We start from the raw sequence: 26,026 nt of genomic DNA, 5'->3' as shown, positions 1-26,026 counted from the left end.
GGTTTTACATCAGCAGTCTGCCAGCGAAGGCGGCCAAGCTGGCGCACGTTGTACGTGCCCACTGGGGTATCGAAAACAGCATGCACTGGGTGCTCGATGTTGCATTCCGCGAAGACGATTGCCGTATTCGGGTCGGCGAAGGGGCACAAAACTTCGCCATCTTGCGTCGAATAGCACTCAATTTACTGAAAAACGAAAAGACAACCAAGGCCGGCATCGCTACCAAACGCTTAAAAGCTGGCTGGAATGCCGACTATCTCGCCAAGGTCTTGGGCTTGCCGACCTGATGCTTCATGCAATCGCCCTGGGGCTTGCATGGCGTCGTCTATGCGGGGCCGGCTTTTGGTGTATGCTGGCGGCATGAACAATGACACCGACATCCAGCTCAGCGGCCCCTTCAAGGCCACCGACGGCTCCGGCCGTGCCCACGACATCAAGGCCATCCGCATCTTCGACGAAGGCTACGGCATCATCGACGTCTACATCGATTTCGCCGCCCCGCTCGAAGCGGGCGCCTACAAGGACAAGACCCTGGTCGGCCACATCCTGGCCCGCTTGCGCAGCCTCGGCTATGTAGGCCCCGACTTCGGCCATGGCGACCTGGGCTTGCAAGACAAGAAACTGATCGTCCTGGAAGCGCCCGAGGAATTTTCCGCCTTTGCCGTGCGCAAGGGCTGGAAGGATCTTTCGGCAGAGTTTCACGAGGACTGATCCGTTTTCTGCCCATCTGCGCCGTACCCGCATCTTGCCGGTACGGCGTTTTTCATGGGCAACGATTTAGGCCAGATAGCGCGCGCTCCAGGCGGCGATGACGTTGGCGACATAAGCCGCATCATTGCGCCCCGTCAATAAGTGGTCGGCGTCGTCGAGCGAAACAAAACTTTTCGAGTGCTTGGCCGCCGTAAAGATATCCATCGCGTTCGACAGGCTCACCGTCGTGTCGTTTGGCGCGTGCATCACCAGCAGGGCGCGGCGCAGGCCGGCGATGTGCTCCTTCAGGTTGTGGTTGCCTGCGTCGTCGACGAATTGCTGGCGGATGCGAAATGGCCGTCCCTCCAGCTGCACCAGCGCCTCGCCTTCGGCGGCGATCTGCTCCAGGTGCTCGCTGAACATGCGCGTCACATACGCGGGTGTGCTGGGGGCGGCCAAGGTTACCACGGCCGTTGCTTCCGGCACTTGCGCGGCAGCGGCCAGCACGGCGGCGCCGCCCAGGCTGTGGCCGATCAACAATTGCGGCGCAGCGTGTCCGGCCCGCAGGAAATCGGCGGCGGCAAGCAAATCGTCGACATTCGACGAGAAATTGGTGGCGGAAAACTCGCCCTCGCTGGCACCCAGTCCCGTAAAGTCGAAACGCAGCACGGCGATGCCATGCTGCGTCAAGCCTTGCGCGATGCGCCGCGCGGCCAGCACGTCCTTGCCGCAGGTAAAACAGTGGGCGAACAGCGCGTAGGCACGGATGGCGCCGTCGGGCGCATCGAGGCGCGCCGCCAGCACATGGCCGTGCGCGCCGGGAAAATCTTGCCGTGTCGATTTCATTGTTTCAGATCAAAGCTGCCGCGCAGCGCGGCCGATGACGCATTGTAGCGCCGCCCGGCCGTCAGCTGTTTTAAGCACGCTTCGGTATGTCGATGCCTTTCATGACGGCAGGGCGGGCCAGAAACGCGTCCAGCGCGCGCTGCACATTCGGGAAATGGTCGAAGCCGACCAGCTCGCCAGCGCCATAAAACCCCACCAGGCAGCGCACCCACGGGAAGATGGCGATGTCGGCAATCGTGTAATGCCCGCCCATGATCCAGTCGCGGCCCTGCAGGCGCTGCTCCAGCACGCCCAGCAAGCGCTTGGCTTCGCCGAGATAGCGTTCCAGCGGACGCTTGTCTTCGTAGTCCTTGCCGGCGAATTTATGAAAGAAGCCCACCTGGCCAAACATGGGGCCGATACCGCCCATCTGTAACATCAGCCACTGTATCGTTTCATAGCGCAGGCCCGCGTCCTGCGGCAGGAACTTGCCCGTTTTCTCGGCCAGGTACAGCAGGATGGCGCCCGACTCGAACAGGGCCAGCGGCTTGCCGTCGGGACCGTTCGGGTCGAGGATGGCGGGAATCTTGTTGTTGGGATTGAGCGACAGGAAAGCGGGCGACAGCTGGTCGTTCTGCTCGAAGCTGACCAGGTGCGGCTCGTACGCCAGGCCCAGCTCTTCCAGCAGAATGGAAACCTTGATGCCGTTCGGCGTGGGCAGCGAGTACAGCTGCAGGCGTTTAGGATGACGGGCAGGCCATTTGCGGGTGATGGGGAAGTCGGAGAGTTGGGACATGGGAATCCTTATTGAAGTGTAGGACGCGGTGCAAGAAAGCAAGTATAGCCAAGCATGGCGATGTGCGTTGCGCGCCGCTTAAAACGCTCTGGTCGCCACTCAGCCAAACAAACCATGCAGGAACCAGCGCGGCGCGGCATCCTCTCCGCTGCCGGCGATGCGTTCGCGGTAGACCCAGTAATGGGCGTGGTCGCGTCCTTCCGCAATAAAATAATCGCGCGCCTGCGACTGGCCCCACCAGCCCGCCTCGATGCGCTCGGCGACAGACACCATCTTCAGGGGCGAGCCATAGAAGGGCCGATGCTCGCGCATCAGCAGGGCGATGGGCTGCGCCAGCAGCCAGCCAGGGCGGGGCATGCCGTGCAAACCGGGCGGCAAGTCGGGTGGCGCGCTTCTTGACATGGGCTTGGCCGGCAGCGGCAGCCACTGGTTGGCCGCTTCGGGGCGGTAATCGGCGCACGGCACGGCCTGCAAGACATTTTCGGCGCCCAGGCGCGCCACCAGCAATTCCATCAGGCGCTGGCGCTCCTGCGGCGTGCCGCCCGGTTCGGGAAACAGGCTCTCGCTCGGCGGCGCCATGGCTTGCACCTGCAGCGCTTCCAGGGTCAGGCCGATCACCGGTGCGTCCAGCGCCAGCTGCGCCAGGCGCTCCTTGAGCAAACGCAATAAATGCTCGTCGCGCCAGACAGCCTCGCCCAACGCCAGGTCGATGACGGTGGGCGGGCGCGCCACCCTGCCCCGCTCGTGCGCCAGCAGCAGTTGTATGCGCTCGACGGCAAATTGCCGCGCGCACAGCCAGCCCGTCATTTGCTGCAGCAAGCGGCGCGCGCCGAACAGCAAGGCGTCCGCGTGCTCCACGCGGTCGAACAATTCCAGGCTGGCGCGGAACGTGGGCGGCGCTTCGAGCCACAGGTACAGTTCCGTGCTGTGGCCATGCGCCGCGTCTAACATGTCCAGCAAGGCCCCGCCGCAACGGCGCTGCAGGCCGGGCCGCGGCAACTGGCGCAGCTGCCCCAGGGTGCGGCAACCGATGCCCTCGAACCAGTCCAAGTAGGCGCGCGCGGGCGGCAGCAAGGCGCACGGCAGGCGGTCGAGGCGGCGCACGAGACTGGCCATGCCCAGCACGCGGCCCCGGCGCGTGCCGGCGCGCGCCAGCAACCAGGCGCCGCGCGCAGTGGGCGCGCACGACAGCTGGGCCGTGTAGCCTAGCGCGCGCAAACTGGCCGCGATCTGCCGGCACAGGGCGCGCACGCCGCCGAACAGGCGCAGGCTGGCGCCCGCGTCGACCAGCAGGGTCGCTTCCTCGCCCTGCGCCACCAGCGGCGAGTATTGCAGCAGCGCCAGCGCCACCGCTTGCAGGGCTTGCGCTTCCAGTGCCAAAGAGCGTTCATGCAGGCGCGCCTGCGGCGCCAGCATCAGCGCGCCCGCGCGACGCATGCCCGGCTTGATGCCGGCCGCCCGCGCCAGCGGCGACAGGGCCATCACTTGCTCCTGCTCCAGCACCACGCCCAGGTGGTCAGCCGACCAGCGCGGGCAAAACACTTCGAGCGGGAGCCGGGGCAGGCACAGGCCGATCCAGAGTCGCATGGCGTAGCAGTAAAGAAGGAGGTTGCAGGGGCAGGAACAGGGGCGCGTCGCGCTGCGGTCCCCGGCGCTTGATAAAGCTGATCTCGATGCCGCCGGCGGCCGGACGTATGGACAGGCGCAGCGGCGCCGGCGACGCATCCTGCGCGCCGTGCAGCGGGCGCAGCATGCAGAACAGGGTATTGCCGCTTTGCGCGGCCAGGTGCAAGCGGCGCAGGCTGTCGCCGCGCACGTGCGACTGCCAGAACAGCAAGGCGCCGCAACTGCCGCTGCGCAAGATGTTTTCCGCCGCCCACAAGGCATCCTTGCTGCCGGCGCTTTTAAGCCACAGCAGTTGCGACGGCGCCAGACCCTGCGCCGCCAGGGCCAGCGCCTGGGGCGGATGGGGCGGCTGCAGCAGCACGATGGGCAAGCCCGGCAGCTGCGCCAGCGCGGGCGCCAGCAAACGCAATTCGCCGCTGCCCGGCTGCTGCACCAGCAGATCGATGAGGCTGCCGCTGGGCCAGCCGCCGCCGGGCAGTTGCGCGGACAGGGCGGCAAAGCCCGTGTCCAGGCAGCGTGCGGCGCCCTCGCCCAGCTGCGATGCGCGCCATAAAGACGGGTGCAAGGCTTCCGGCGCGGCCATCAATTGAGAATGTTGCATAAATGAATATGAAGATGAAGATGAATACTGTATGCAGATACAGTACTATCCAGCCTCCCTTTTGGCAAGGCTTATCTGCGCAGCGCCGCTGCCCGGGCCGCGCGGCTACGTCCGAAAAACCCCGTTTCTGGCATCGATTGCTGTACCATAAGCACTCTCCTTACCGCCTGGCAAAGTACCAGTCGGCTCCCTCCGTCCATAAGGAAACGCATTTGACCACCATCCAAATCATCAGCGCTATCGTCTTCGGCCTTGCGCTCATCCACACCTTCGCCGCCAAGTCATTTGAAACCCTGGCGCAGCGCCATCCCCGCCATGGGGGCCTGCTGCACCTGCTGGGCGAAGTGGAAGTCGTGTTCGGCTTCTGGGCCTTCATTTTGATCATCATCATGGCCTTTGTGTCGGGCGGCGAGGCGGCCATCGAGTACGCCGAGTCGCGCCAGTACACGGAACCGCTGTTCGTCTTTGTCGTCATGGTGGTGGCCGCTTCGCGCCCCGTGCTCGACGCCGTGCAGCGCCTGCTCAAGGGCGTGGCGCGCGTGATGCCGCTGCGCACGGAACTGGCCCTCGTCTGGCTGGGTCTGGCGCTCGTGCCCTTGACGGGCTCGATGATCACGGAACCGGCCGCCATGACCCTGGCCGCGCTGATGCTGGCACCGCAAATCTTTCGCCCGGGCATCCCCGAATGGCTGAAATATGGCGCGCTGGGCGTGCTTTTCGTCAACGTCTCCATCGGCGGCACCCTGACCTCGTACGCGGCGCCGCCCGTGCTGATGGTGGCCACCACGTGGAACTGGGACAGCGCCTTCATGGCCAGCCATTTCGGCTGGAAAGCGACCATCGCCGTGCTGGTCAACGCCACGGGTGTGAGCATATTGCTGCGCAAATATCTGCACAGCAACACGTCCGATATCAAGCCGAAAGCCGGTGATGTGGAAGCGCCGAAAGTGCCGCTGGCCATCAGCCTGGTGCACCTGGCCGTGCTGGCCGGCGTGGTGGCCCTGGCGCACCATCCCGTGCTGTTCTTCGGCCTGTTCCTGTTCTTCCTCGGCTTCGTGCAGGCGTATGAGCGCTATCAAAGCCCGCTGATCCTGAAAGAAGGCTTGCTGGTCGGCTTCTTCCTCGGCGGCCTGGTGGTGCTGGGCGGCATGCAACAATGGTGGTTGCAGCCCATCGTTTCCAGCCTGGAACCCCTGGCCCTGTTCTTCGGCGCCCTGGGCTTGACGGCAATCACCGACAATGCGGCACTGACCTACCTCGGCTCGCTGATCGTCGGCATGACGGAAGAAGCGAAATACATGCTGGTGGCCGGCGCCGTGGCCGGTGGCGGCCTGACCGTCATCGCCAACGCGCCGAATCCGGCCGGCGTATCCCTGCTGCGCCGTGGCTTCAAGGATGAATCGATCGGCGCCGTCGGCCTGCTGGTAGGTGCCCTGCTGCCGACGGCCGTGGCGGCCCTGGCCTTCCTGGCCCTGTAAGCATTAACGGGGGCGGCTGCCGGCAGCCCCTGCTCCCCCCAGTTCCCCCTTTCAATTCCCCCTCAGTTACCTTCCTCAGTTAGCTCATACACGAGGAAGTGCAGGCGGTCATAGAACAGGCTGTAGGCATAGTCAAACGTGCCCACGCTGCGAAAACCCTTGTGCAGATACACTTGCAGCGCTTCGCTCTTTTCCCACACCGTCAGGGTGATGCGCGCACAGCCCTTGCGGCTGGCCAGGTCGCAGATTTCATGGAACATCTGCCGGAACCGGCCCTGCCCACGGTATTTCTCGTCGATGGCCAGACTGCTGACGAAACAGTCGTCGGCGCGCGCATGCGCGAGCACGAAGGCGTCATACGCATCGTCGAGCGCCTTCATGTCATCGCGGTAATACGAGACGGCGCCGCAGGCCTGGAACTCGGCCATCGTCGCGGCCGTGAAGAAGCCGATGAAACGCCCGTCCTCGTCATGCAAGCCGTGGATGTGCGCCAGGTAAGGGTCGATATTCTGCCGCCGTTGCAATGCGACGAACTGCACATTCAACTTGTTACCGAATGAACAGTATTCCAGGTAACTGGTGGCAAACAGCAGCTTCGCCATGCGGTTCTTCGTCTCGTCGCCCAGCAGTTCGCCCGCCACCAGCTTGAGCGGCGCATGCGACAGCAAGCCCGCCTGCACCTCGTCGCCGGACGGGGCGGCCTCGCCGACGGCCGGCATGCGGCTGCCATGGCGACCCACGGTGGGACGCCAGAAATTGCCGGCCGCAATATGCTGCGAGCGATGGGCCAGCAGGTAGCGGCAAAAGACGGCATTCACGCGGTCCAGCTGCGGGTCATCCGATAGCACCGAGTAATAGTGAAAATGATCGATTTCCGCGCGCAACTGGGCCGCATACGCCATGCGCGGCACTTCCTCGATATCGAACACATCGACGATATTGACCAGGCGCAAAGGATCGTCGAGTTGCCAGTCGATCTCGGCTAGCCGCGCGACGCAGCACGCATACGCGCGCCGCTCTTCGTCGCTCAAGGGGATGTGCATGTCGGTCATGATATCGTCCAGCAGCCGCATGCCTCGGATGCCGCCCGCCACCGCTTCGCGCGCACCGTCATACAGCACGCAATAGCGCTGGTAAAACTCGGCATGGCTGAGCAGGCTCACGCCCAGGTTTTTCTTCCATTCGGCATAGAACTGGCCAAACAGCTGCGCCTCGAATTGCGGGCAGGAACGGGGAATTTCCCTCTCGATGCCTGCATAGGCGAGGTTCACATTGCGCTGGATCACACGCAGCGCGGCATCGTTCTTCTTGGCGATCAGCATGCCCGTTTCATCGAGAAACAGATTCATCCAGCTGACATGCCGGCGCTCTTCGCCGTCACCATCGCTGCGCTGGAAATAGTCGGGCACTTCCGGCTTCATCAGGAAAATCGTCGCCGGATTATGCGGGATCGTATCGACATCCATATACATGCCGCCATATTCGCACATGATGAGGATGCGGAAATAATCGGACAAGGTGGCGAAATAGCGCTGCGTATGCAGGGTATCGAGCAGGTCGAAGCGGGCCGGCGCAAAGTCCAGCGCCAGCGCGCGCAGCGAATTGATATGCAGGGTCGTGCCGCCGATGGCATAGCGGCCTATCGTATAGCGCCCGGCGCCGCCCGTGGGGCTGAAACGCGCGTCATTGCGCAATTGCTCCGCATCCCAGGCCCACAGGATGGCGACATACGGCGCGCCGCCGTTGCGCCGCACCTCTTCCAGCGCCGCGCCCCACTGCTGGATCGCTTCAACAGCGATGGCCGGCAACGGTCCGCCCATCCAGATGCGGTGCAGGTAGCGCTCGTCATCGCCCAGCGCCCGCGTGGGGATGCAGCTCAGCGAGGAACAGCTTGCGGCATTGAAATGCGTAAAATTGGCGGCGACGAAGCTGCGCAGGGCGGCGATGCCCGCCTGGTGCTGCCCGGCCAGTTTTTCCAGGTCGCTGCCGGCCGGCCCGATATCGGCCAGGGTGATGTAATCGAGTTTCAGCCGGTGGATGCGAAACTCGTACTCCAGGTTGAAAATCTTTGCTTGATCGTGTTTCGAGGCCAGGTCATCTATTTTCATGGGCGCACCATTTTCCGCAGAAGAGTGTCAATCAACGTCACAGGAGGTAAAACGAGGTCGGGAACATGCGCAGCGCTGCGCCATCAGTGCCGGGCCAGCCGCACCTGGCTTTTCCGGCGCCCCGCCATGCCCAGCGTCAACAGCAGCAAACAGGCGGCGATGACCACGATGACGGGGATATTGAGCAGCGCATACGTCTCCAGCGCATAGCCGAAGCGCTGGCACAGCACGTTGTACAGCTGCAGCCAGGCGGATAAATAAATGCAGTACAGCAAGCTCATGGCAGCCGTCGTCAGTGTCATCGATTCCTTGCTGGCCGTAATCGCGCTACGGATCAGGGCGCCGTTGAACAGGCCGAAGCCGATGGAATAGACAAACATGCACGCCGCAAACACATCGACGTGATGCCGGCCCGCGCCGGCGCCCAGCATGCCGGCGACCGCGATCAGCCCGCCCAGGCGCAGCAGATGCACGAGCGGGAAATCCTGCCGCAGGCGCTGAATGGCGATGCTGCTGAACACAAAACCGGACAAAATCACGCATTGCAGCGCGATATAGGTGGCATAGGAGGCGCCCATCTCCTGCAGCACGAAGATGGGCGAAAAGCCGATCCAGGCCGTCAGAGGCACGGTGGCAAGCCCTGCCGTGAACATGCCGAACATGAAGCGTCCGTTGCTGAAAATGGCGATATAGCTGCGCACGATGGCGTGGCCATCCAGGCGCGGCTGTATCGGCGCCGCGCGCGGCATGGTCTTGAACAGGCCCAGCAAGGACAGCAGCGCCAGCAAGCCGGAAAGGAAAAAGACGTAGCGCCAGTCCAGCCGGCTGATGATGGCGCTGCCGAGGATGGGACCGGCCAGTGGTGCGAGGATGGTGGTGCTCGACAGAATACTGCTGAGCTTGACGGCCGCCATGTCGTCGAACAGTTCATGGATCATGGCATAGCCGACGAAGATGAAGCAGCAACCCATGCCCTGGATGAAGCGCAGGGCGAGAAATTGCTCGATCGAGGCGGCAAACGGCACCGCCAGCGTGGCCAGCAGGAACAAGGTATTGCCAGTCAGCACGAGCTTGCGCTTGCCGATACAGTCGGCCAACGGGCCCAGGAAAATCTGCAGCGAGCTGCCGCCCAGCAGATACAGGCTCAGGGACAGCGGGACAAACTTTTTCTCCGCCTGGAACTCGTCGACGATGCCCAGCATCGCCGGCATGATCATGTCGTTCGACAGATAGATATTCAGTTCAAAGACGAGGAAAAATGCAAAAAACCACAACAACTGCCTGGACTTGATGGACATGGCGCGTTCCGTAACGTGGGTGGCTGCCGTCAGTGCATATCGGCCGTCAGGGCATGGGACGGCCGACACGTCTTGATACTGAAAACGTGTACCAATTGTATACCAGTTAGTATTTTTAGCGCCTGTTTTTGTGATTTTTAAATACCGCAACAATACCAATTTAGCAAATTGAGGGCGTGACGGCATGCGCTGCCGGGACTGAGAAAGTCACGTCAGGCGCGCCGGCGCAGCCGTGCGGCGGCACGGCCGGCGATGCGGAGAAGGAAGAACGATGCGTACCAGTGCCTGCAGCGCCGTTGCGGCGCGCGGCGCGGCAGCCTAGCGGCGGCGGTGGCTGGCGAAGAAATCGAGCAGCATCTTGCTGGCGTCGGGTTTGGCCTTGTCATTGAACGGCAGGCTGGCGTCGCCACCGCTCCAGGCATGCTCGAGGTGATCGACCTGCGCCACGCGCAGCAGCACCTCCTGGCCCACCTGATAATCGTGCAAGGCATACGCATGGGCCGGATTGCGCCCGCCCGCCGCACCGCCCGGCAGACGCTGCGCCGTCACCAGCGTATCGGCGGGCAGGCGGTTGACGCGCACGCTCTGGCGTACCAGCTGCGTCTGGTTGATGGGCCGCACCACTTTGTCCGCCTGCCCTTGCAACAGGATGGTGGGCAGGCGGGGAAACGCGGGCTGGCGCGCCAGCACTTCGTCGATGGCCGCGTCGGCACGGGCGGCAGCGCCATGTTGCATCACCTGCAGCGCGCCGATCAGATTATGGCCGGCGCCAAACACGGGCCCCGAATGCAGGCCCAGCGCGGCAAACAGATGGGGATGATTCAGGGCCACGATATGCGCCATGCCTGCGCCGGCGGAAATGCCGCAGATATAAATGCGCGCGCGGTCGATCGCATAGCGGGCCGCCACCTGCTCGATGGCGCCGACGATCAGGCGCACGTCGCCACCGCCCTCCTGCGTCAGCTTGTCGTACCACTTCCAGCAACGGCGCGCATGCGAACGCAACGATTGCTGCGGATACAGCACCGCATAGCCCTTGCGTTCAGCCAGCCGGTTCATGCGCGTGCCTTCGGCAAACTGCGTGGCGCTCTGCTCGCAGCCGTGCAGCATCACCAGCAGCGGCCGGCCCCGGCTGCGCATGGCGGCGCTCGGCGCCTTCTCGGGCAGGTACAGGAAATACGGCAGGCGCCGGCCCGGCAACTGCCCCAGTTCCGGCAACGGCGCATAGTGGGCCGCCAGCCACTTGCCCGGCGGGGGCGCCGTTCGCTTGCGCACGCACGGGGGAGACAAGGGCGTGGCAAAGGGCGCCAGCGAGGGCACGGCGTCGCTGGCGGGACTGGCGCGCGGCTTGGGACTCGCCTTCGTGGTCTTGACCACGGTCTTGACCCCGGTCTTGACTACCGCCTTGCGGACCCTGGGCTTGGCTGGCACGGGCCCGAACAGCACCTTGGCCAGTTTGGTCGCCGTGCGCTGCTGCGCCTTTCCCGCACGCAATAGGCCGCGCAGCCATTTTGTGGCGGGCTTCACCATGGCAAGCGGCGCGCGTGTCGTTGTGGAGCGTACCGCCAGTTCATCCCACTGCATCGTTGCATCGTCAGCATGTGCGGCCTCCTCCGTAGAACGCATAGAGTACCGCAATTGGCTGACAACACCGTACGTTTGCACACGGATAACAGTTCCGCAGACACCATTGAGGCAGATCAAACGCGACCTTGTGCGCATGCGTAATCTGGGACTTCGATCAGCACCTCACGAGGAGAGAACACCATGAGCTATCTGGACCGCGACATCCTGGGCATGTACCGCAACCACGACGGCCCGGGGCCGGCCCTGATGGGGGCCGACACCCTGCTCGGCGACGATGTCTACAATCACAGCGACGAGGAACTGGGCGACATCAAGGAAATCATGCTCGACATGCGCACCGGCCAGATCGCCTATGCCGTGCTGTCTTTCGGAGGCATCCTCGGCATGGGCGACAAGCTGTTTGCCGTGCCCTGGGAACGTCTGACCCTGGACCCCGTCAAAAAGCGCTTCCTGCTCAACGTGGAAAAATACCAGCTGAAAGACGCGCCCGGCTTCGACAAGAACAACTGGCCCGACATGGGCAGCGATGCCTGGAGCCAGAAAATGGAAGCGTTCTATGGCAGCGGCGTCATGGCAGCGGGCCGCATGCCATCCGGCAGCGACCTGCGCGGTGGCGCCAGCCTGCAATCGGACAGCGAAGGCAGCATGTCGGGCACCTCCATGAGCGGCAGCCGCGCCGGCACGGGCAGCAGCCAGGGCGGCTCGCGCTCATCGCTCAGCGATGATGGGCGCGACGAGCATAATTGAGGGACCAGCCAGGCAAACCCGACAGACAAATACTGGGGGGGGGTAGAAACCTAGCGCTGCATCGACTCCCATACTTTCTGTAACCTTTTGGCAGAAACAGGCATAGGCGTGCGCAATTCCTGCGCAAACAGGGACACGCGCAACTCTTCCAGCATCCAGCGAAAATCGACCAGTTTCGGGTCCGTGTTCTTGCCCGCCTGGCGGTCCTTGGCCTGACGCAAGTACGGCGCGGCCGCCGATTGCCATTCGGCCATCAACTTGGTGTCGCGCGCGGGGTCGGCGCGCAGCTTTTCCAGGCGCACATTGATCGCCTTCAAATAGCGGGGGAAGTGCGCCAGTTGCGTGTACTCGTTTTCCGTCAGGAAGCGTTTATGCACGAGTCCCTGCAGCTGCGACTGGATGTCGGATGCCGCCGCTGCGGGAATATTCTGCAGGCGCTTGGGCAAGCCGTGGAATTCCGTCAGCACTTGCGACAGCAGGCGTGCGATTTCATTCACCAGCAACACAAGGCGCGACTTGCCCTCCGCCTGGCGCTTGGCAAACGAGGCGGCGTCCAGCGGCAGCGGCTCTTGCAGGCAGGCGATGTCGAGCGCCTTGTTGATGATTTGCTCACGCAGTTCTTCCTGCGATCCCAGGGCCATGAATTGCATGCCCATCTGCTGTAAGCCAGGGATGCTTTTCTCGACGTACTTGATCTGTTCCTTCATTTGCAGCGCGAACAATCGGCGCAAACCCACCTTGTGCGTGCGCGCGGCTACCGTCGGGTCGTCAAACACTTCCAGGTCGCAATGCGTGCCCTTGTCAACCAGGGCTGGGAAACCAATCAGTGTCAGCTTGCCCTGCACGATTTCCAGCAATTCCGGCAATTCGCCGAAGGTCCAGCCCGTCAAGCCCATGTGCTGCGAGACGCTGGCATTCGCCGCTGCCGGTGCGGCAGGGGCGGACGCGCCCTTGCCTGCTGCGACGGTGGCGCTCTGCGCCTGCAGCCGCGACGCCACTTGCGCGCCCGCCACCTTGGCACCGGGCGTACCCGTGCCGGAGACGCCCGACACTTCGGCCAGCTTCTGGAAACTCTGGCGCGCCTGGCCGCCGAATTCCGCCTGCAGGGTGGCCAGGTTGCGGCCCATGTCCAGTTGGCGGCCATGCTCGTCGATGACCTTGAAATTCATGAAGTGATGGGCAGGCAGGGTTTCCGGCTTGAAGTCCATCGTCAGCACATTGATCGTGATCTGCGTGCGGATGTCGAGGATGATGGCGTCTACAAGATCGCCGCGGCCAAACACGCCCGCTTCATGCACGCGTTCGCAGAACTTCGCCGCATAATCGGGCAGCGGCACGCAGTGGCGGCGCAGCTTTTGCGGCAAGGATTTTAATAGCAGATGCACTTTTTCTTTCAGCATGCCAGGCACCAGCCATTCGCAGCGCTCGCGCGGCAACTGATTCAGCGCATACAGCGGCACGCTCAACGTCACGCCATCGCGCACGCTGCCCGGTTCGAAGTGGTAGGTGAGGCCTATTTCCAGGGCCGTCACGGACATGTTTTTCGGGAACAAGTCGGTGGTCACGCCGGCCGCCTCGTGGCGCATCAGTTCTTCGCGGTTCAGATACAGCAGCTTGGGGTGCTCGCGCGTGGCTTCCTTGTGCCATTTTTCAAAGCCGGCGCCATTGCACACGTCCGCCGGCAGCAGCTTGTTGTAGAAGGCGGCGATCAATTCATCGTCGACCAGCACGTCCAGGCGGCGCGATTTGTGCTCGAGGTTTTCGATATCCTTGATCAGTTTATGGTTGTGCGCAAAGAATGGCGCGCGCGTGTCGAAGTCGCCGCCGACCAGGGCGTCGCGGATGAAGATTTCGCGCGCTTCCGGCAAGTTGAAATTGCCGTAATTGATGCGGCGCTGGCTGTACACCACCAGGCCATATAAAGTCGCCCGTTCCGATGCCGTCACTTGCGCCGAGCGTTTTTCCCAGCGCGGCTCGCCCCACGATTTCTTCAGCAGGTGCTCGCCCACTTTTTCCAGCCACTCGGGCTGGATCTGCGCCACGCAGCGCGCGTACAATCGCGTGGTGTCGACCAGTTCGGCCGCCATGATCCATTTGCCCGGCTTTTTCAGCAGCGAGGAACCGGGCCAGATATGGAACTTGATGCCGCGCGCGCCCAGATACCCGGCACCCGGCTCGTCTTCGCCCTTGAAACCGATATTGCCCAGCAAGCCAGTCAGCAAGGCCATGTGCAGATTATCATAGGTAGCGGGCGCCTCATTCAATCGCCAGCCCTGTTCCTTGACGATGGTCAACAACTGCGAATGCACGTCGCGCCATTCGCGCAAGCGCATCTGCGACAGGAAATTCGTGCGGCAATTGTCCTGCAACTGGCGGTTGGTTTTCTTGTGCTCGATGGCGGATTCGAACCAGCGCCAGATTTTCAGGTAGCTCAAGAATTCCGACTTTTCATCGGCAAATTTCTTGTGCGCCTCGTCGGCCGCCTGCTGGTGCTCCATCGGGCGGTCGCGCGGATCTTGCACGGACAGGGCCGAGGCGACGATCAGCACTTCCGCCAGGCAGGCGTTCTCGAGCGCAGCCAGGATCATGCGGCCCACGCGCGGATCGAGCGGCAGCTTGGCCAGCTTGTTGCCCAGCGGCGTGAGCTGATTGACCTCGTCGACGGCGCCCAGTTCCTGCAGCAGCTGGTAACCATCGGCCACCGCGCGCGCCAGCGGCGGCTCGATGAAGGGGAAGGTTTCCACATCCGCCAGGTGCAAGGATTTCATGCGCAGGATGACGGCGGCCAGCGAAGAGCGCAGGATTTCCGGCTCGGTAAACTTCGGCCGCAGCAAATAATCCTGCTCTTCATACAAACGGATGCAGACGCCATCGGCCACGCGGCCGCAGCGGCCGGCGCGCTGGTTGGCGGCCGACTGGGCGATCGGCTCGACCTGCAGCTGCTCGACTTTATTGCGGTAGCTGTAACGCTTGACCCGCGCCAGGCCCGCGTCGACCACGTAGCGGATGCCGGGCACGGTCAGCGAGGTTTCCGCCACGTTGGTGGCCAGCACGATGCGGCGCGCATTGCTGGTCTTGAAGACGCGTTCCTGCTCTTCGGCCGACAGGCGCGCGAACAGGGGCAAGATTTCCACGTGCGGCGGATGGTGCTTGCGCAGCGCTTCGGCGCAGTCGCGGATTTCGCGCTCGCCCGGCAGGAACACCAGCACATCGCCCGAGCCGATGCGACACAGCTCTTCCACGCCATCGACGACGGCATCCATCAGGTCGCGCTTTTCACGCGCAGCGGCCGTGCGCTGGCCCGGCTTGTCGGCATTGCTGCCTGCGCCCGGCATGGTTACCTGCTCGCGCTCCACGGGACGATAGCGCACTTCCACCTGGTACAGACGGCCCGACACTTCGATCACGGGCGCGGGTTTTTCCGGCGTGCCGAAATGGCGCGAAAAGCGTTCCGCATCGATGGTGGCCGAGGTGATGATAATTTTTAAATCGGGCCGGCGCGGCAGCAGCTGTTTCAGATAACCGAGCAGGAAATCGATGTTCAGGCTGCGTTCATGCGCTTCATCGATGATGATGGTGTCGTAATTTTTCAACAACGGGTCGGTCTGCGTCTCGGCCAGCAAGATACCGTCCGTCATCAGCTTGACGGAGGCGCCACGGCTCAGGGTATCGGTAAAGCGCACCTTGAAGCCCACCGTTTCGCCCAGCGGCGTACCGAGTTCCTGCGCGATGCGCTTGGCCGTCGACGAGGCGGCGATGCGGCGCGGCTGCGTGTGGCCGATCATGCCCTTCTGGCCACGTCCCAGTTCCAGGCAAATCTTCGGCAACTGCGTCGTCTTGCCGGACCCCGTCTCGCCCGAGACGATGATGACCTGGTTTTCCATCAGGGCCTTGGCGATTTCGGCGCGCCGGCCCGAGACGGGCAAGTCTTCCGGATAGGTAATCGGTGGCAGCGGATTGCGGAAGGCCTTTTCCGCCTCGCGCGCCGCGCGGGCTGCGTCACGGCGCTCGCGCTCTTCGCGGCCAGCCTGCTCATTGCGCGGCGCCTGCCCCTCGCGCGGCGGGCGCGGCGCGCGCTGCTGCTGTTGCTGTTTCTGCTGTTCCGTGCGTGGCTGCTGCGCCCTTTGCTGGCTCACGGGCGGGCGCTGGCGGCCCTGCGCAGGCGTGGCGGCAGGCGTGGAAACATCCCCGCTGGCGGGCACATTTGCAACGATGGAAGGAGGGGAAGACTTATTGCTGGCTGAAGACATTGTTTTTTACAGGTATTTTAAGCGCGCACATCGCGCAGCGAATTATAATGCGCTTAATGGAAAACCCTACCCAATTCGTCCAATGGCTGCGCTCCGTCGCGCCCTACATCCACGCCTTTCGCGGCAAGACCTTCGTGGTCGCCTTCCCCGGTGAACTCGTCAGCGCCGGGGCGCTGCAGGTGCTGGCCCATGATTTGTCCCTGCTGCATGCGCTGGACATCAATGTCACCGTCGTCTACGGCTCGCGGCCGCAAGTGGCGGAACAACTGGCCTTGCGCAATGTCGAAGGCCGCTTTCACAACGGCGTGCGCATCACGGACATCGCCGCGCTGGAATGCGCGAAGGAAGCGGCCGGCGAGCTGCGCCTCGATATCGAGGCCGCGTTCAGCCAGGGCTTGCCGAACACGCCCATGTCGCATGCGGCCATCCGTATCATTTCCGGCAACTTCATCACGGCGCGCCCGCTGGGCGTGATCGATGGCGTGGACCTGGAACTGACGGGCATCACGCGCAAGGTCGACGCCGAAACCATCCATTCCATCCTCGGTTCGGACGGCCTCGTGCTGCTGTCGCCGCTGGGTTTCTCACCGACCGGCGAAGCGTTCAACCTGACCATGGAAGACGTGGCTTGCAGCGCCGCCATCGCCCTGCATGCGGACAAGCTGATTTTCATCACGGAAACACCGATGATGGAAGACGCCACGGGCGTGAAAATCCGCGAACTGTCGTCGCACCAGGCCGAAGCCGTGCTGATGGCCGGCTTCTTGCCGGACGCCACGGCGTTTTACCTGAAACATTGCGTCAAGGCATGCCACAACGGCGTCGAGCGCTCGCACATCGTGCCCTTCTCGATGGACGGTTCGGCCCTGCTGGAATTATTTACCCATGATGGCGTGGGCACCATGATCAGCCATGAAAACCTGGAAAGCCTGCGCCAGGCGACCATCGAAGATGTGGGCGGGATTATTAAACTGATCGAGCCGCTGGAAGCGGACGGCACTTTGGTGAAGCGGGGCCGCGAGCTGATCGAGCGCGAAATCGATTATTTCTCCGTCATCGAGCATGATGGCGTGATCTTCGGCTGCGCCGCCCTGTACCCCTTCCCCGCGCAAAAGATGGCGGAAATGGCATGTTTGACCGTCAACCCCGAAGTGCAAGCCCAGGGCGACGGCGAGCGCATCCTGAAACACATGGAAAACCGCGCCCGCGCCGCCGGCCTGAACAAACTGTTCGTGCTGACCACGCGCACCTCGCACTGGTTCAAGAAGCGGGGCTTCGTGCCGGCCACCGTCGACGATTTGCCGAAGGACCGCCAGCATATGTATAACTGGCAGCGCAAGTCGCAGGTGTTAATTAAAACCCTGTAAAACTGAAAAAGCCCGGCATCCGGGCTTTTCCTTTACCTCGATATCATTACTGGATATTCAGTGGCGCAAACGACTTGACCAGGTCATCGAGCGCCTTCAATTGCGCCAGGAATGGTTCCAGCTGGTCCAGTGGCAGGGCGCTGGGGCCGTCGCAGCGGGCGTTGTCCGGGTCCGGATGGGCTTCCAGGAACAGACCGGCGATGCCGACGGCCAGGCCGGCACGGGCCAGATCCGCTACTTGCTGGCGGCGCCCGCCCGAGGCGGCGCCGCCGGGGTCGCGCTGCTGCAGCGCGTGCGTGACGTCGAAGATGATAGGCAAGTCGTCGCACGTCTTCTTCATCACGCCAAAGCCCAGCATGTCGACCACCAGGTTGTCGTAGCCCAGGCAGGTGCCACGGTCGCACAGGATCAATTGCTCGTTGCCCGCTTCCTTGAATTTCTCGACGATATTGGCCATCTGGCCAGGGCTCAGAAATTGCGGCTTCTTGATGTTGATGACTTTACCCGTTTTCGCCAGGGCCACGACCAGGTCCGTCTGGCGCGCCAGAAAGGCGGGCAGTTGCAGCACGTCGACCACTTCGGCCACCTGCTGCGCCTGCCATGGCTCATGCACGTCGGTAATTACGGGCACGCCGAACGCCGCCTTCACGTCCTGGAAGATGCGCATACCTTCTTCCAGGCCAGGGCCGCGGTAGGAATGGATCGAAGAACGGTTGGCCTTGTCGAAACTGGCCTTGAACACATAGGGAATGCCCAGTTTTTGCGTCACGCGCACATATTCTTCGCAGGCGCGCATGGCGAGATCGCGCGATTCGAGCACGTTGATGCCACCAAACAACACGAAGCTACCTTCATTGCTGACGTCGATGCCATGGACTTTCACTGAGGTCATAGGGATTCCATATTAGTTAATTGCTATTACTTACTTGGACGAGGCGCAGCCAGCGGCTGGCGCGATAAGGCATCTTACTAGCTAGGGCGGCACAGATCAAATTTGATCCAGCGCAAGGGCTCGATAAACGCCATGCAAGCTGGCCGTGACGGCCCCGCGAGGGCAGGCGCAAAGTGCCTTATAATCACGCTTTATCTCTACACTGATTCAGGAGCACAGATGGCCCGCACGATCCACTGCATCAAACTCAACAAGGAAGCCGAAGGACTGGATTTCCCACCGTACCCGGGCGAACTGGGCAAGAAGATTTACGCATCGGTGTCGAAAGAAGCGTGGGCCGCCTGGCTCAAGCACCAGACCATGCTGGTCAATGAAAACCGTTTGAACCTGGCCGATGCGCGCGCCCGCAAATACCTGGCCACGCAGATGGAAAAACATTTCTTCGGCGATGGCGCCGATGCGGCCATGGGTTACGTGCCCCCTACCGAGTAAGTTTCAAGCATTCCCGCCCGTGGCCGCCGCGTCACGGGCAGTTTCACCTGCGTTTCACGCCCTCCCCCGCCGTTTCACGGCACCGCCTCCCCGTTTCGTCGCAAGCACCTCGCCGCCCACGCCGCCCGCTGGCACAGTACGTCCATCGACAACCTCACACCAAGGCGGACCCCATGTTGCAGCACATCTTCAGCCACACTCCCCTCTACGTCTGGGCCATCCTGGGCTTTCTCGTGTACCGCGGCGTGCTGGCCAGCCGCGCACGCGAAGTGACCTTGCGCAAGCTGTGCATCATTCCCCTGGTCATGCTGGCCCTGTCCCTGAGCGGCGTGTACGGCAGCTTCGGCTTGGCCGGCATCGCGCCATTCGCCTGGACCGCCGGCGCCCTGGCCGGTGTGGCGCTGGCCTGGACGCTGAGCGATCCGCGCAAAATAGTCGCCATTCCCCAGCGGGGCAGCGTGCAACGCCCTGGCAGCTGGGTGCCATTGATCTTGATGATGAGCATCTTCTGCATGAAATATGCGGTCGCCGTGACCCTGGCCATCGCGCCCGCTTATGCCCATGCGACCGGCTTCATCGTGCCCGTCTGCCTCGCCTACGGTGGCTTCAGCGGCATCTTTCTCGGGGGCTTGCTGCGCACCGTGGCAGTGTATCGCCAGGCGTATATGACAAGCGGCCCGCAAGGGGCCGCCGTGTAAGACAGGTGCACACGCCGGCTATCGACTTAGTAGGCCAGCGTCCGCACGCCTTCCGGCATGCCCAGCAGACAAACATTGGCGCCGCGCACGGCGAACAAGCCGACGGCGATGACGCCGACGATCTGGTTGATCTGCTGTTCCAGCGCCACCGGATCGGCGATCTGCAAGCCCAGCACGTCGATGATTTCGCCGCCGTTGTCGGTAATGAAGGCTTGCGTGCTGCCAGCCTTCAGGCGCAAGCGGGGCGTACCGCCCAGCGCGGCCAACTGGCGCGATACGGCGGCGCGCGCCATCGGCACCACTTCCACCGGCAGCGGGAAGGCGCCCAAAGTGCCCACCAGCTTGGAGCCGTCGGCGATGCAAACGAACTGTTTCGCTACGGAGGCCACAATCTTTTCACGCGTCAATGCCGCGCCGCCGCCCTTGATCATGGCGCCGCTGGCCGTGATTTCATCGGCGCCGTCGATGTAGACGGCGATCGACTCGACGTCATTCAAGTCGAAGACGGTAATGCCATGGCCTGCCAGGCGCGCGGCCGTCGCTTCGGACGATGCGACCGTGCCTTTGATGCGGTCCTTGATCTTGGCCAGTTCATCGATGAAAAAATTGGCGGTGGAACCGGTGCCGACACCGATGATTTCACCATCGACTACGTAATCAATGGCGGCACGGGCTACGGCTTGCTTCAATTCGTCTTGGGTCATGACATTCAGGCTAAAGTGGGGAATGGCGCTATTTTAACGGATTGCCAGCCCGGCCAGCCGGCCATGATGACCGCCCATGCCATTCGATACAACAGACAAGTGGGAAAACTTTGCCCTAGGGCAATTCCCCATTCAATTACTCTCTATGCCCTTTAAAATATGCGAAAATGGAACGATAGCCCGATATGACGTTTCAGGAATAGCAAATGAATCACAGTAAACAGGTACTTGTTGTCGATGACAGCCGGGTTTCACGTTTGATGTCGCATCAGTTCATCCTCAGCAAACATGCCGATTGGCAAGTGATTGAGGCGGCGACAGGTGAAGAAGCCCTGGAAAAAGTCAAGACACTCAGCCCTATCCTGATCTTACTGGATGTCAATATGCCCGGCATGGGCGGCGTGGCGGCAGCGGAACAATTGCGCGTGCTGTGTCCGCAAACACACATCATTCTCGTCACGGCGAATGTGCAAAACGCCATCCGCAACCGCGCCAGCGAACTAGGCGTGGGCTTCATGGAAAAACCCATCACGGAAACCCGCATCCACCAACTGATCGAATCACTGGGACTGTGAACATGATCAATCTCACCGAACTCGAAAACGATGCCCTGGTAGAGATATTCAACATCGGCGTGGGCCATGCCGCCGCCGCGATGAGCGAGATCGTGAATGAAGAAGTGACCATGTCGGTGCCGTCGATCACCTTCCTGAACCGTGCCGACGCGGCCGCCCTGCTGGGCAGCAAGAAGGATGGCGAACGCATCTGCGGCGTCAGCCAGCATTACGATGGCGCCTTCGCCACCGAAGCCATCCTGATGTTCCCGGAAGACAAGAGCCTGGAAATCGTGCGCCTGATGGTGGGCGACGCCATGCCGCTGCAGGAACTGACGGAGATGGAACAGGAGGCGATGAGCGAAATCGGCAACATCATCCTCAACTCCTGCGTGGGCACGCTGGCCAACCTGTTCGACAGCGAACTGCATGGTTCGCTGCCCCTGTATCACGTGGGCACCAGCGCGGAAATCCTGTCCTCGTTCGGCGGCCACGATGACGATGCCGTCGTGCTGATGCTGCATATCGACTTCGTGCTGTCCAAGCACCAGATCCACGGCTATGTCGCCTTCGTGCTCGACCTGTCCGCCTTGCACGACCTGAAACAGCAGGTCAGCCACTATCTGGCCAAGGTCCTGGGACAGGCGTGACGATCATGCCGGAGGCATTACACCGACTCGGCCTGATGGAAAGCATACTCGGTGCCATCAACCTGGGCGCCATCGTGCTCGACGAGCAGCACCGCATCGTGCTGTGGAACCACTGGATGGCGCGCCACTCGGCGTGCCAGGCCGACGCCGTGCTGGGCCAGGACTTCTTCGCCGTTTATCCGGAACTGCAGCACAAGCGCATCGATTCGGCCATCACCCAGGCCCTGCGCGACAATTTCCAGTCGCTGCTGTCGCAAACCCTGCACAAGGCGACGTTTGCCCTGTACACGCATGGCGCGGCCGCTGGTGCGGCCGAAGGCCAGGAACGCATGCAGCAGGCTATCGCCGTCACTCCGATCAATCTACCCGGTTCGCCGCGCCATTGCCTGATCCAGATCAATGATGTCACCATCGCCGTGGGCCGCGAAAAGCTGCTACGCGAACAGACCATGGTCTTGCGCTCGCAAACCTTTTCCGACGGCTTGACGGGCATCGCCAACCGCCGCCACTTCGACGTGGCGATCGAGAAGGAAATGCGGCGCGCCATGCGCACGGGCAGCCCCCTGTCGCTGCTGATGATCGACATTGACCATTTCAAGGATTACAACGACCATTACGGCCACCAGCAGGGCGATGACTGCCTGATCCGCGTGGCAGCCGAACTGGCCGCCATGCTGCAGCGCCCCACCGACCTGCTGGCGCGCTATGGCGGCGAAGAATTTGCCGCCATCCTGCCCGACACGGACGCGGCGCAGGCGCTGCGCATGGCCGAGGCGATCCGCCAGCGGGCCGCCGCACTGCGCATTCCGCATGCCAAGACGGGCAATGACGTCAAGTACATCACGGTCAGCATCGGCATCGCCACGCAGCATCCGCAGCAGCCGCTGGCCATCTCTGCACTGATCGGCGCCGCCGACCGCGCCCTGTACCTGGCCAAGGGCGCCGGACGCAACCGTGTAATGGTGCAGCCGCTGTAAAAAAGCAATGCAGGAAAAAGGGTGCCAATAAACTGCCGGGCAGCATGGGCAGCAGCATCTACCGCCCCGGCCATGCGCCTGGCATCGAACACGACTCCGTGACGCTGGCCTCAGCGCGGCAGCAGGCGGCGCTCGGCAGGGTCGAGCAGGAAGCCTTGCAGGATGTCCTGCAGTTGCGGCAGCTTTGCCACGTAGGCGGGAATGCCCAGTTGGCGCGCGCCGAAGTAGTGGGCGATGATGTCGCCCTGCTGTTCCATGTTGAAGTCGGACAGGATGCCGCCTGCCTGCGCGTCGTAGCGGTAGGCGCGCTGCCGGATATAGCCGCCGCGCAGCGCCAGCAGCACGCCATGCAGCAGCACGCAGTAGCCAAGCTGGTACTGCCACACGTGCACCATCTCGTGGATGAAGAACAGCTTGCCGCTGTTGCCTTCGCGGGAAAAATCGTCGCGGTACTGGGCCGGCATGAAGTGCAGGCTGCCGCGCGGCGTCATCGCCGTGTTCTGGTCTTGCAAGCCAAACGGTAGAAAGGCGCCGCGCACGACGCGCACGCGCGCGTAGTCGATGGCGCCGTGAAAGACGCTGCGGGCCATGGCGGTCTCACCGATGGTCAGGGGGCGGCGCAGCACGCGCATGGCACTCCGTCAAAAGAAAGAAGCGGCAAGCATGAAAGCTTGCCGAATACTATAACTGCAGTAGCTGACAGAAGCGTAGCGAGCGGCAGCGATTTGTGGCCAGGAAGCGCAACCGTACTCTGTACGGGGGCGCCGAGCCGGTGAGCATCGCAAGCTGCAAGGCGCGACGCGCAGTAGCTTATGTCAGGTACGACTACGCCGAACGCAGGCCGCTGGCTGCTTTGGCGATTTCCGTGATGCGATCCCAGTTACCGGCCGCGATCGCGTCTTTCGGCGTCAGCCACGAACCGCCCACGCAGGCGACGTTCTTGCAGGCCAAAAATTGCGACGCCGTCTCTTGCGAGATGCCGCCCGTCGGGCAGAAGGTGATGTCCGGCAGCGGGCCGTAGAGGGCATTGAGCATGCCGATGCCGCCGGCCGGCACGGCCGGGAACAGTTTCAGCTGCTGGAAGCCGTTTTCACGCGCCGCCATCACCTCACCGGGCGTCATCACGCCCGGCAGCAGTGGCAGGCCGCTGCTTTTCGCCGCCGCCACCAGGGCCGACGTCAGGCCAGGCGAGACACCGAAGACGGCGCCCGCATCGCGCGCCTGGACGAATTCTTCAGGACGCGTGAGCGTACCGACGCCAACGATGGCGCCCGGCACGGCCGACATGGCGCGGATCGCTTCCAGGCCATGCTTGGTGCGCAGGGTCACTTCCAGCACGCGGATGCCGCCTGCCACCAGCGCGCGCGCCAGCGGTACGGCGTGTTCAGGATCGTCGATCGCAATCACGGGGATCACGCTCGAGGTGCGCATAATTTCCAGTAGTGTCATGGTCATCTCTTATTTCCTAGCCAAAAAGTCTTCATCGGAACCGGGTACAGTATCACCGACATTGTCGGCGTCGTGCAAGGCGACGGTGGTGGGAATCGGCGACGGCAGGCCGAAGGTGGTAGCACCTTCTTCCGCCGCGCTGACGGTAGAACGGAACATGGAAAACAGCTCGCGGCCCATGCCGACGTGGTTCGGCGACAGGTCCGCCGTGACCAGCGCACGCGCGTGCCAGACGTCGGCAGGCACCAGCGCCTCGAGCACGCCGGTGAAGGCGTCGAGGCGGATGATGTCGCCGTCGCGCACCAGGCCCAGCGGGCCGCCGGCGAGGATTTCAGGCGACACGTGGATGGCAGCCGGCACCTTGCCCGACGCGCCCGACATGCGGCCATCGGTAACCAGCGCCACCTGGCGCCCCGCATCCTGCAGGTTGGCCAGCGCGGGGGTCAGCGCATGCAGTTCCGGCATGCCGTTGGCGCGCGGCCCCTGGAAGCGCAGCACGGCGACAAAGTCGCGGTCCAGCGTGCCGGCCTTGTAGGCGGTCATGAACGCTTCCTGCGAATTGAACACCAATGCCGGCGCTTCCACCGTGCGGTGCTGCGGCTTGACGGCCGAAACCTTCATCACGGCGCGGCCCAGGTTGCCCGCGACGAGAACCATGCCGCCGTCCGGCGCGAACGGGTTCGAAGCGGGGCGCAGCACGTTTTCGTCGGCGCTGGCGGCCGGAGCATCCTTCCAGAAGACCTTGCCGTCTTCGCCCAGGAACGGTTCCATGCAGTGCGCGCGCAAGCCGCGGCCCAGGATGGTGTTGACGTCTTCATGCAGCAAGCCCGCGTCCAGCAGTTCGCGGATCAAATAGCCGGTGCCGCCGGCAGCGTGGAAATGGTTCACGTCGGCGTCGCCGTTCGGGTAGATGCGCGTGAGCATCGGCACGATGGCCGACAGTTCATTAAAATCGTTCCAGTCGATGACGATGCCGGCCGCCTTGGCGATCGCCACCAGGTGCAAAGTGTGGTTGGTCGAACCGCCCGTGGCCAGCAAGCCCACGACGGCGTTGACGATACATTTCTCGTCGACGATATGGCCGACTGGCAAGTAATTGGCGCTTTGCGCCGTGATGCCCGCAGCGCGCTGGGCGGCAGCTTTTGTCAGCGCATCGCGCAGCGGCGTGTTCGGCGTGATGAAGGCGGCGCCCGGCAAGTGCAAGCCCATCACTTCCATCAGCATCTGGTTGCTGTTGGCAGTACCATAAAAAGTACAGGTGCCGGCGCCGTGGTAAGCTTTCGATTCGCCTTCGAGCAAGTCTTCGCGCGTGGCCTTGCCTTGCGCATACAGTTGGCGCACCTTGGCTTTTTCCTGGTTCGACAGGCCCGACGTCATCGGACCGGCCGGCACAAAGACAGCGGGCAAATGGCCGAAGTGCAGGGCGCCAATCAGCAGGCCCGGCACGATCTTGTCGCACACGCCCAGGTACAGGGCCGCATCGAACATATTGTGCGACAGCGCCACGGCCGTCGACATGGCGATGGTGTCACGCGAAAACAGCGACAGTTCCATGCCCGGCTGGCCTTGCGTCACGCCATCGCACATGGCGGGCACGCCACCGGCGAACTGGGCCACGGCGCCCACTTCGCGCACGGCTTGCTTGATGATCTGCGGAAAGCCTTCAAACGGCTGGTGCGCCGACAGCATGTCGTTGTACGAGGAGACGATGGCCACGGACGGCTTCTTGTATTCCTTCAGCGACAGCTTGTCGTTGGCGGGAAAGGCGGCAAAGCCGTGCGCCAGGTTGGTGCACGACAGGGCGCCGCGCTGCACGCCCTGGATGCGGGCCGCATCCAGATGCGCCAGGTAGGCGCCGCGCGATGGCCGGCTGCGCGCGATGATGCGCGCTGTTACGGATTCGACTACTGGATGCAGCGCCATATGGATTTCCTTAAAAATGAGTATTTTGTGAAATTTTACTACAAAATGGTGAAGAAGAAGCACGCTTGCATGGGCCAACAACAGAAATATGCCACAGATTGCGGCCTATCAAAGCCAAGCCGAGCAATATCGCGTATCAGCACCTGCCAACATATCGCTTATATCACTGGCGCAATCGCTGAAAAAAGCACGGAAAAATCGGCTTCCCGTCGCAATCTGTAGTGAAATTACGTTTTTTTGATGTATTATTCTCACACCAACGCCGGCACACCCGTTCGCCACGATGAACGCGCCGCGCTCCTTTCAACCGAGAC

General features: G+C 62.7%; 24 protein-coding genes. 11 read left to right on the top strand and 13 right to left on the bottom strand.

The window, feature by feature from the left end:
* Positions 1-287 (top strand): ISAs1 family transposase (locus tag CSZ94_RS02610; protein ID WP_146009719.1); only part of this gene is annotated, 287 nt, incomplete at its 5' end.
* A 73-nt stretch (positions 288-360) separates the two neighbouring features.
* Complete coding sequence (locus CSZ94_RS02605) at positions 361-711, top strand: hypothetical protein (RefSeq protein WP_102120079.1); 351 nt, start codon at positions 361-363, stop codon at positions 709-711.
* Between the two features lie 66 nt (positions 712-777).
* Here the strand turns inward: CSZ94_RS02605 and CSZ94_RS02600 are convergent, their stop codons facing one another.
* The 4 genes from CSZ94_RS02600 to imuA all read right to left on the bottom strand — a co-directional run bounded on the left by CSZ94_RS02600 (position 778) and on the right by imuA (position 4,538).
* On the bottom strand, positions 778-1,536 hold the full coding sequence (locus tag CSZ94_RS02600; RefSeq protein ID WP_102120073.1) for an alpha/beta hydrolase family protein: 759 nt from the start codon (positions 1,534-1,536) through the stop codon (positions 778-780).
* Between the two features lie 70 nt (positions 1,537-1,606).
* Entirely contained in the window at positions 1,607-2,311 is a 705-nt protein-coding gene (locus tag CSZ94_RS02595; RefSeq protein WP_102120072.1) for a glutathione S-transferase N-terminal domain-containing protein, read from the bottom strand.
* 99 nt (positions 2,312-2,410) lie between these two features.
* On the bottom strand, positions 2,411-3,898 hold the full coding sequence (locus CSZ94_RS02590) for a Y-family DNA polymerase (protein WP_102120071.1): 1,488 nt from the start codon (positions 3,896-3,898) through the stop codon (positions 2,411-2,413).
* Entirely contained in the window at positions 3,828-4,538 is a 711-nt protein-coding gene (gene imuA, locus CSZ94_RS02585; protein WP_102120070.1) for a translesion DNA synthesis-associated protein ImuA, read from the bottom strand. Before imuA ends, CSZ94_RS02590 begins: the two co-directional genes overlap by 71 nt.
* Before the next feature lie 212 nt (positions 4,539-4,750).
* Between imuA and CSZ94_RS02580 the strand changes: the two genes are divergently transcribed.
* Positions 4,751-6,016 carry a putative Na+/H+ antiporter gene (locus tag CSZ94_RS02580; RefSeq protein WP_102120069.1) on the top strand — a complete coding sequence of 422 codons (1,266 nt, stop codon included), beginning with the start codon at positions 4,751-4,753 and terminating at the stop codon, positions 6,014-6,016.
* Positions 6,017-6,078: 62 nt separating this feature from the next.
* Here the strand turns inward: CSZ94_RS02580 and CSZ94_RS02575 are convergent, their stop codons facing one another.
* The 3 genes from CSZ94_RS02575 to CSZ94_RS02565 all read right to left on the bottom strand — a co-directional run bounded on the left by CSZ94_RS02575 (position 6,079) and on the right by CSZ94_RS02565 (position 10,952).
* Positions 6,079-8,124 (bottom strand): GNAT family N-acetyltransferase, encoded by a 2,046-nt coding sequence (locus CSZ94_RS02575; protein WP_102120068.1) that lies wholly within the window; start codon positions 8,122-8,124, stop codon positions 6,079-6,081.
* An 83-nt stretch (positions 8,125-8,207) separates the two neighbouring features.
* Complete coding sequence (locus CSZ94_RS02570) at positions 8,208-9,422, bottom strand: MFS transporter (RefSeq protein ID WP_102120067.1); 1,215 nt, start codon at positions 9,420-9,422, stop codon at positions 8,208-8,210.
* 318 nt (positions 9,423-9,740) lie between these two features.
* Positions 9,741-10,952 carry an extracellular catalytic domain type 1 short-chain-length polyhydroxyalkanoate depolymerase gene (locus tag CSZ94_RS02565; RefSeq protein WP_102120066.1) on the bottom strand — a complete coding sequence of 404 codons (1,212 nt, stop codon included), beginning with the start codon at positions 10,950-10,952 and terminating at the stop codon, positions 9,741-9,743.
* A 237-nt stretch (positions 10,953-11,189) separates the two neighbouring features.
* On the opposite strand from CSZ94_RS02565, the gene CSZ94_RS02560 reads away from it, so the two are divergent.
* Positions 11,190-11,756, top strand: coding sequence for a PRC-barrel domain-containing protein (locus CSZ94_RS02560; RefSeq protein ID WP_102120065.1), 567 nt, complete (start codon positions 11,190-11,192; stop codon positions 11,754-11,756).
* Positions 11,757-11,806: 50 nt separating this feature from the next.
* On the opposite strand, the gene hrpA is transcribed toward CSZ94_RS02560, so the two are convergent.
* The gene (gene hrpA / locus CSZ94_RS02555) at positions 11,807-16,006 is read right to left on the bottom strand and encodes an ATP-dependent RNA helicase HrpA (protein WP_258000737.1); all 4,200 of its coding nucleotides are present in this window, start codon (positions 16,004-16,006) and stop codon (positions 11,807-11,809) included.
* A 56-nt stretch (positions 16,007-16,062) separates the two neighbouring features.
* Here hrpA and argA point away from each other — a divergent pair, with 56 nt between their 5' ends.
* Positions 16,063-17,373 (top strand): amino-acid N-acetyltransferase, encoded by a 1,311-nt coding sequence (argA, locus tag CSZ94_RS02550; protein ID WP_102120063.1) that lies wholly within the window; start codon positions 16,063-16,065, stop codon positions 17,371-17,373.
* A gap of 46 nt (positions 17,374-17,419) precedes the next feature.
* On the opposite strand, the gene kdsA is transcribed toward argA, so the two are convergent.
* Positions 17,420-18,265 carry a 3-deoxy-8-phosphooctulonate synthase gene (gene kdsA, locus CSZ94_RS02545; RefSeq protein WP_102120062.1) on the bottom strand — a complete coding sequence of 282 codons (846 nt, stop codon included), beginning with the start codon at positions 18,263-18,265 and terminating at the stop codon, positions 17,420-17,422.
* A 219-nt stretch (positions 18,266-18,484) separates the two neighbouring features.
* Here kdsA and CSZ94_RS02540 point away from each other — a divergent pair, with 219 nt between their 5' ends.
* Together CSZ94_RS02540 and CSZ94_RS02535 are read left to right on the top strand one after the other, a co-directional pair.
* Positions 18,485-18,757: an oxidative damage protection protein gene (locus CSZ94_RS02540; protein ID WP_102120061.1), complete on the top strand. Its 273-nt coding sequence runs from the start codon at positions 18,485-18,487 to the stop codon at positions 18,755-18,757.
* A complete protein-coding gene (locus CSZ94_RS02535; protein ID WP_374703556.1) occupies positions 18,676-19,455 on the top strand; it encodes a DUF6622 family protein in 780 nt (259 codons plus the stop codon). Before CSZ94_RS02540 ends, CSZ94_RS02535 begins: the two co-directional genes overlap by 82 nt.
* A 26-nt stretch (positions 19,456-19,481) precedes the next feature.
* Here CSZ94_RS02535 and rpiA read toward each other — a convergent pair whose 3' ends face one another.
* Positions 19,482-20,159, bottom strand: coding sequence for a ribose-5-phosphate isomerase RpiA (rpiA, locus tag CSZ94_RS02530; RefSeq protein ID WP_102120059.1), 678 nt, complete (start codon positions 20,157-20,159; stop codon positions 19,482-19,484).
* A 206-nt stretch (positions 20,160-20,365) separates the two neighbouring features.
* On the opposite strand from rpiA, the gene CSZ94_RS02525 reads away from it, so the two are divergent.
* From CSZ94_RS02525 to CSZ94_RS02515, 3 genes are read left to right on the top strand one after another with little or no spacing between them, the layout of a single operon-like run.
* Positions 20,366-20,734, top strand: coding sequence for a response regulator (locus CSZ94_RS02525; protein WP_102120058.1), 369 nt, complete (start codon positions 20,366-20,368; stop codon positions 20,732-20,734).
* A 2-nt stretch (positions 20,735-20,736) separates the two neighbouring features.
* Positions 20,737-21,363: a chemotaxis protein CheC gene (locus tag CSZ94_RS02520; RefSeq protein WP_102120057.1), complete on the top strand. Its 627-nt coding sequence runs from the start codon at positions 20,737-20,739 to the stop codon at positions 21,361-21,363.
* 5 nt (positions 21,364-21,368) lie between these two features.
* Positions 21,369-22,340: a diguanylate cyclase domain-containing protein gene (locus CSZ94_RS02515; protein ID WP_180977332.1), complete on the top strand. Its 972-nt coding sequence runs from the start codon at positions 21,369-21,371 to the stop codon at positions 22,338-22,340.
* Positions 22,341-22,450: 110 nt separating this feature from the next.
* Here the strand turns inward: CSZ94_RS02515 and CSZ94_RS02510 are convergent, their stop codons facing one another.
* From CSZ94_RS02510 to edd, 3 genes are all read right to left on the bottom strand, one after another.
* Positions 22,451-22,972: a type IV secretion protein Rhs gene (locus CSZ94_RS02510; RefSeq protein WP_102120055.1), complete on the bottom strand. Its 522-nt coding sequence runs from the start codon at positions 22,970-22,972 to the stop codon at positions 22,451-22,453.
* A gap of 193 nt (positions 22,973-23,165) precedes the next feature.
* Positions 23,166-23,795: a bifunctional 4-hydroxy-2-oxoglutarate aldolase/2-dehydro-3-deoxy-phosphogluconate aldolase gene (gene eda, locus CSZ94_RS02505; RefSeq protein ID WP_102120054.1), complete on the bottom strand. Its 630-nt coding sequence runs from the start codon at positions 23,793-23,795 to the stop codon at positions 23,166-23,168.
* A gap of 3 nt (positions 23,796-23,798) precedes the next feature.
* Entirely contained in the window at positions 23,799-25,712 is a 1,914-nt protein-coding gene (gene edd / locus CSZ94_RS02500) for a phosphogluconate dehydratase (protein WP_102120053.1), read from the bottom strand.
* Here edd and CSZ94_RS02495 point away from each other — a divergent pair, their 5' ends adjacent.
* Positions 25,713-25,934 (top strand): hypothetical protein, encoded by a 222-nt coding sequence (locus CSZ94_RS02495; RefSeq protein ID WP_102120052.1) that lies wholly within the window; start codon positions 25,713-25,715, stop codon positions 25,932-25,934. It abuts the gene before it with no gap.
* Positions 25,935-26,026: the final 92 nt, after the last annotated feature.

Source organism: Janthinobacterium sp. ROICE36 (genome assembly GCF_002869965.1).
GTDB lineage: Bacteria > Pseudomonadota > Gammaproteobacteria > Burkholderiales > Burkholderiaceae_D > Janthinobacterium.
The sequence above is the reverse complement of the archived record's forward strand: the minus strand, read 5'-3'. Positions and strand labels throughout refer to the sequence as shown.

Coding starts and splice junctions, on each gene's coding strand:
- hrpA (WP_258000737.1), bottom strand. CDS start 16,006: ATGTCTTCAGCCAGCAATAAGTCTTCCCCTCCTTCCATCGTTGCAAAT.
- CSZ94_RS02595 (WP_102120072.1), bottom strand. CDS start 2,311: ATGTCCCAACTCTCCGACTTCCCCATCACCCGCAAATGGCCTGCCCGT.
- CSZ94_RS02570 (WP_102120067.1), bottom strand. CDS start 9,422: ATGTCCATCAAGTCCAGGCAGTTGTTGTGGTTTTTTGCATTTTTCCTC.
- CSZ94_RS02565 (WP_102120066.1), bottom strand. CDS start 10,952: ATGGTGAAGCCCGCCACAAAATGGCTGCGCGGCCTATTGCGTGCGGGA.
- CSZ94_RS02590 (WP_102120071.1), bottom strand. CDS start 3,898: ATGCGACTCTGGATCGGCCTGTGCCTGCCCCGGCTCCCGCTCGAAGTG.
- CSZ94_RS02525 (WP_102120058.1), top strand. CDS start 20,366: ATGAATCACAGTAAACAGGTACTTGTTGTCGATGACAGCCGGGTTTCA.
- kdsA (WP_102120062.1), bottom strand. CDS start 18,265: ATGACCTCAGTGAAAGTCCATGGCATCGACGTCAGCAATGAAGGTAGC.
- CSZ94_RS02510 (WP_102120055.1), bottom strand. CDS start 22,972: ATGCGCGTGCTGCGCCGCCCCCTGACCATCGGTGAGACCGCCATGGCC.
- CSZ94_RS02515 (WP_180977332.1), top strand. CDS start 21,369: ATGCCGGAGGCATTACACCGACTCGGCCTGATGGAAAGCATACTCGGT.
- rpiA (WP_102120059.1), bottom strand. CDS start 20,159: ATGACCCAAGACGAATTGAAGCAAGCCGTAGCCCGTGCCGCCATTGAT.
- CSZ94_RS02520 (WP_102120057.1), top strand. CDS start 20,737: ATGATCAATCTCACCGAACTCGAAAACGATGCCCTGGTAGAGATATTC.
- CSZ94_RS02600 (WP_102120073.1), bottom strand. CDS start 1,536: ATGAAATCGACACGGCAAGATTTTCCCGGCGCGCACGGCCATGTGCTG.
- edd (WP_102120053.1), bottom strand. CDS start 25,712: ATGGCGCTGCATCCAGTAGTCGAATCCGTAACAGCGCGCATCATCGCG.
- CSZ94_RS02575 (WP_102120068.1), bottom strand. CDS start 8,124: ATGAAAATAGATGACCTGGCCTCGAAACACGATCAAGCAAAGATTTTC.
- eda (WP_102120054.1), bottom strand. CDS start 23,795: ATGACCATGACACTACTGGAAATTATGCGCACCTCGAGCGTGATCCCC.
- imuA (WP_102120070.1), bottom strand. CDS start 4,538: ATGCAACATTCTCAATTGATGGCCGCGCCGGAAGCCTTGCACCCGTCT.
- CSZ94_RS02495 (WP_102120052.1), top strand. CDS start 25,713: ATGGATTTCCTTAAAAATGAGTATTTTGTGAAATTTTACTACAAAATG.
- CSZ94_RS02560 (WP_102120065.1), top strand. CDS start 11,190: ATGAGCTATCTGGACCGCGACATCCTGGGCATGTACCGCAACCACGAC.
- argA (WP_102120063.1), top strand. CDS start 16,063: ATGGAAAACCCTACCCAATTCGTCCAATGGCTGCGCTCCGTCGCGCCC.
- CSZ94_RS02540 (WP_102120061.1), top strand. CDS start 18,485: ATGGCCCGCACGATCCACTGCATCAAACTCAACAAGGAAGCCGAAGGA.
- CSZ94_RS02605 (WP_102120079.1), top strand. CDS start 361: ATGAACAATGACACCGACATCCAGCTCAGCGGCCCCTTCAAGGCCACC.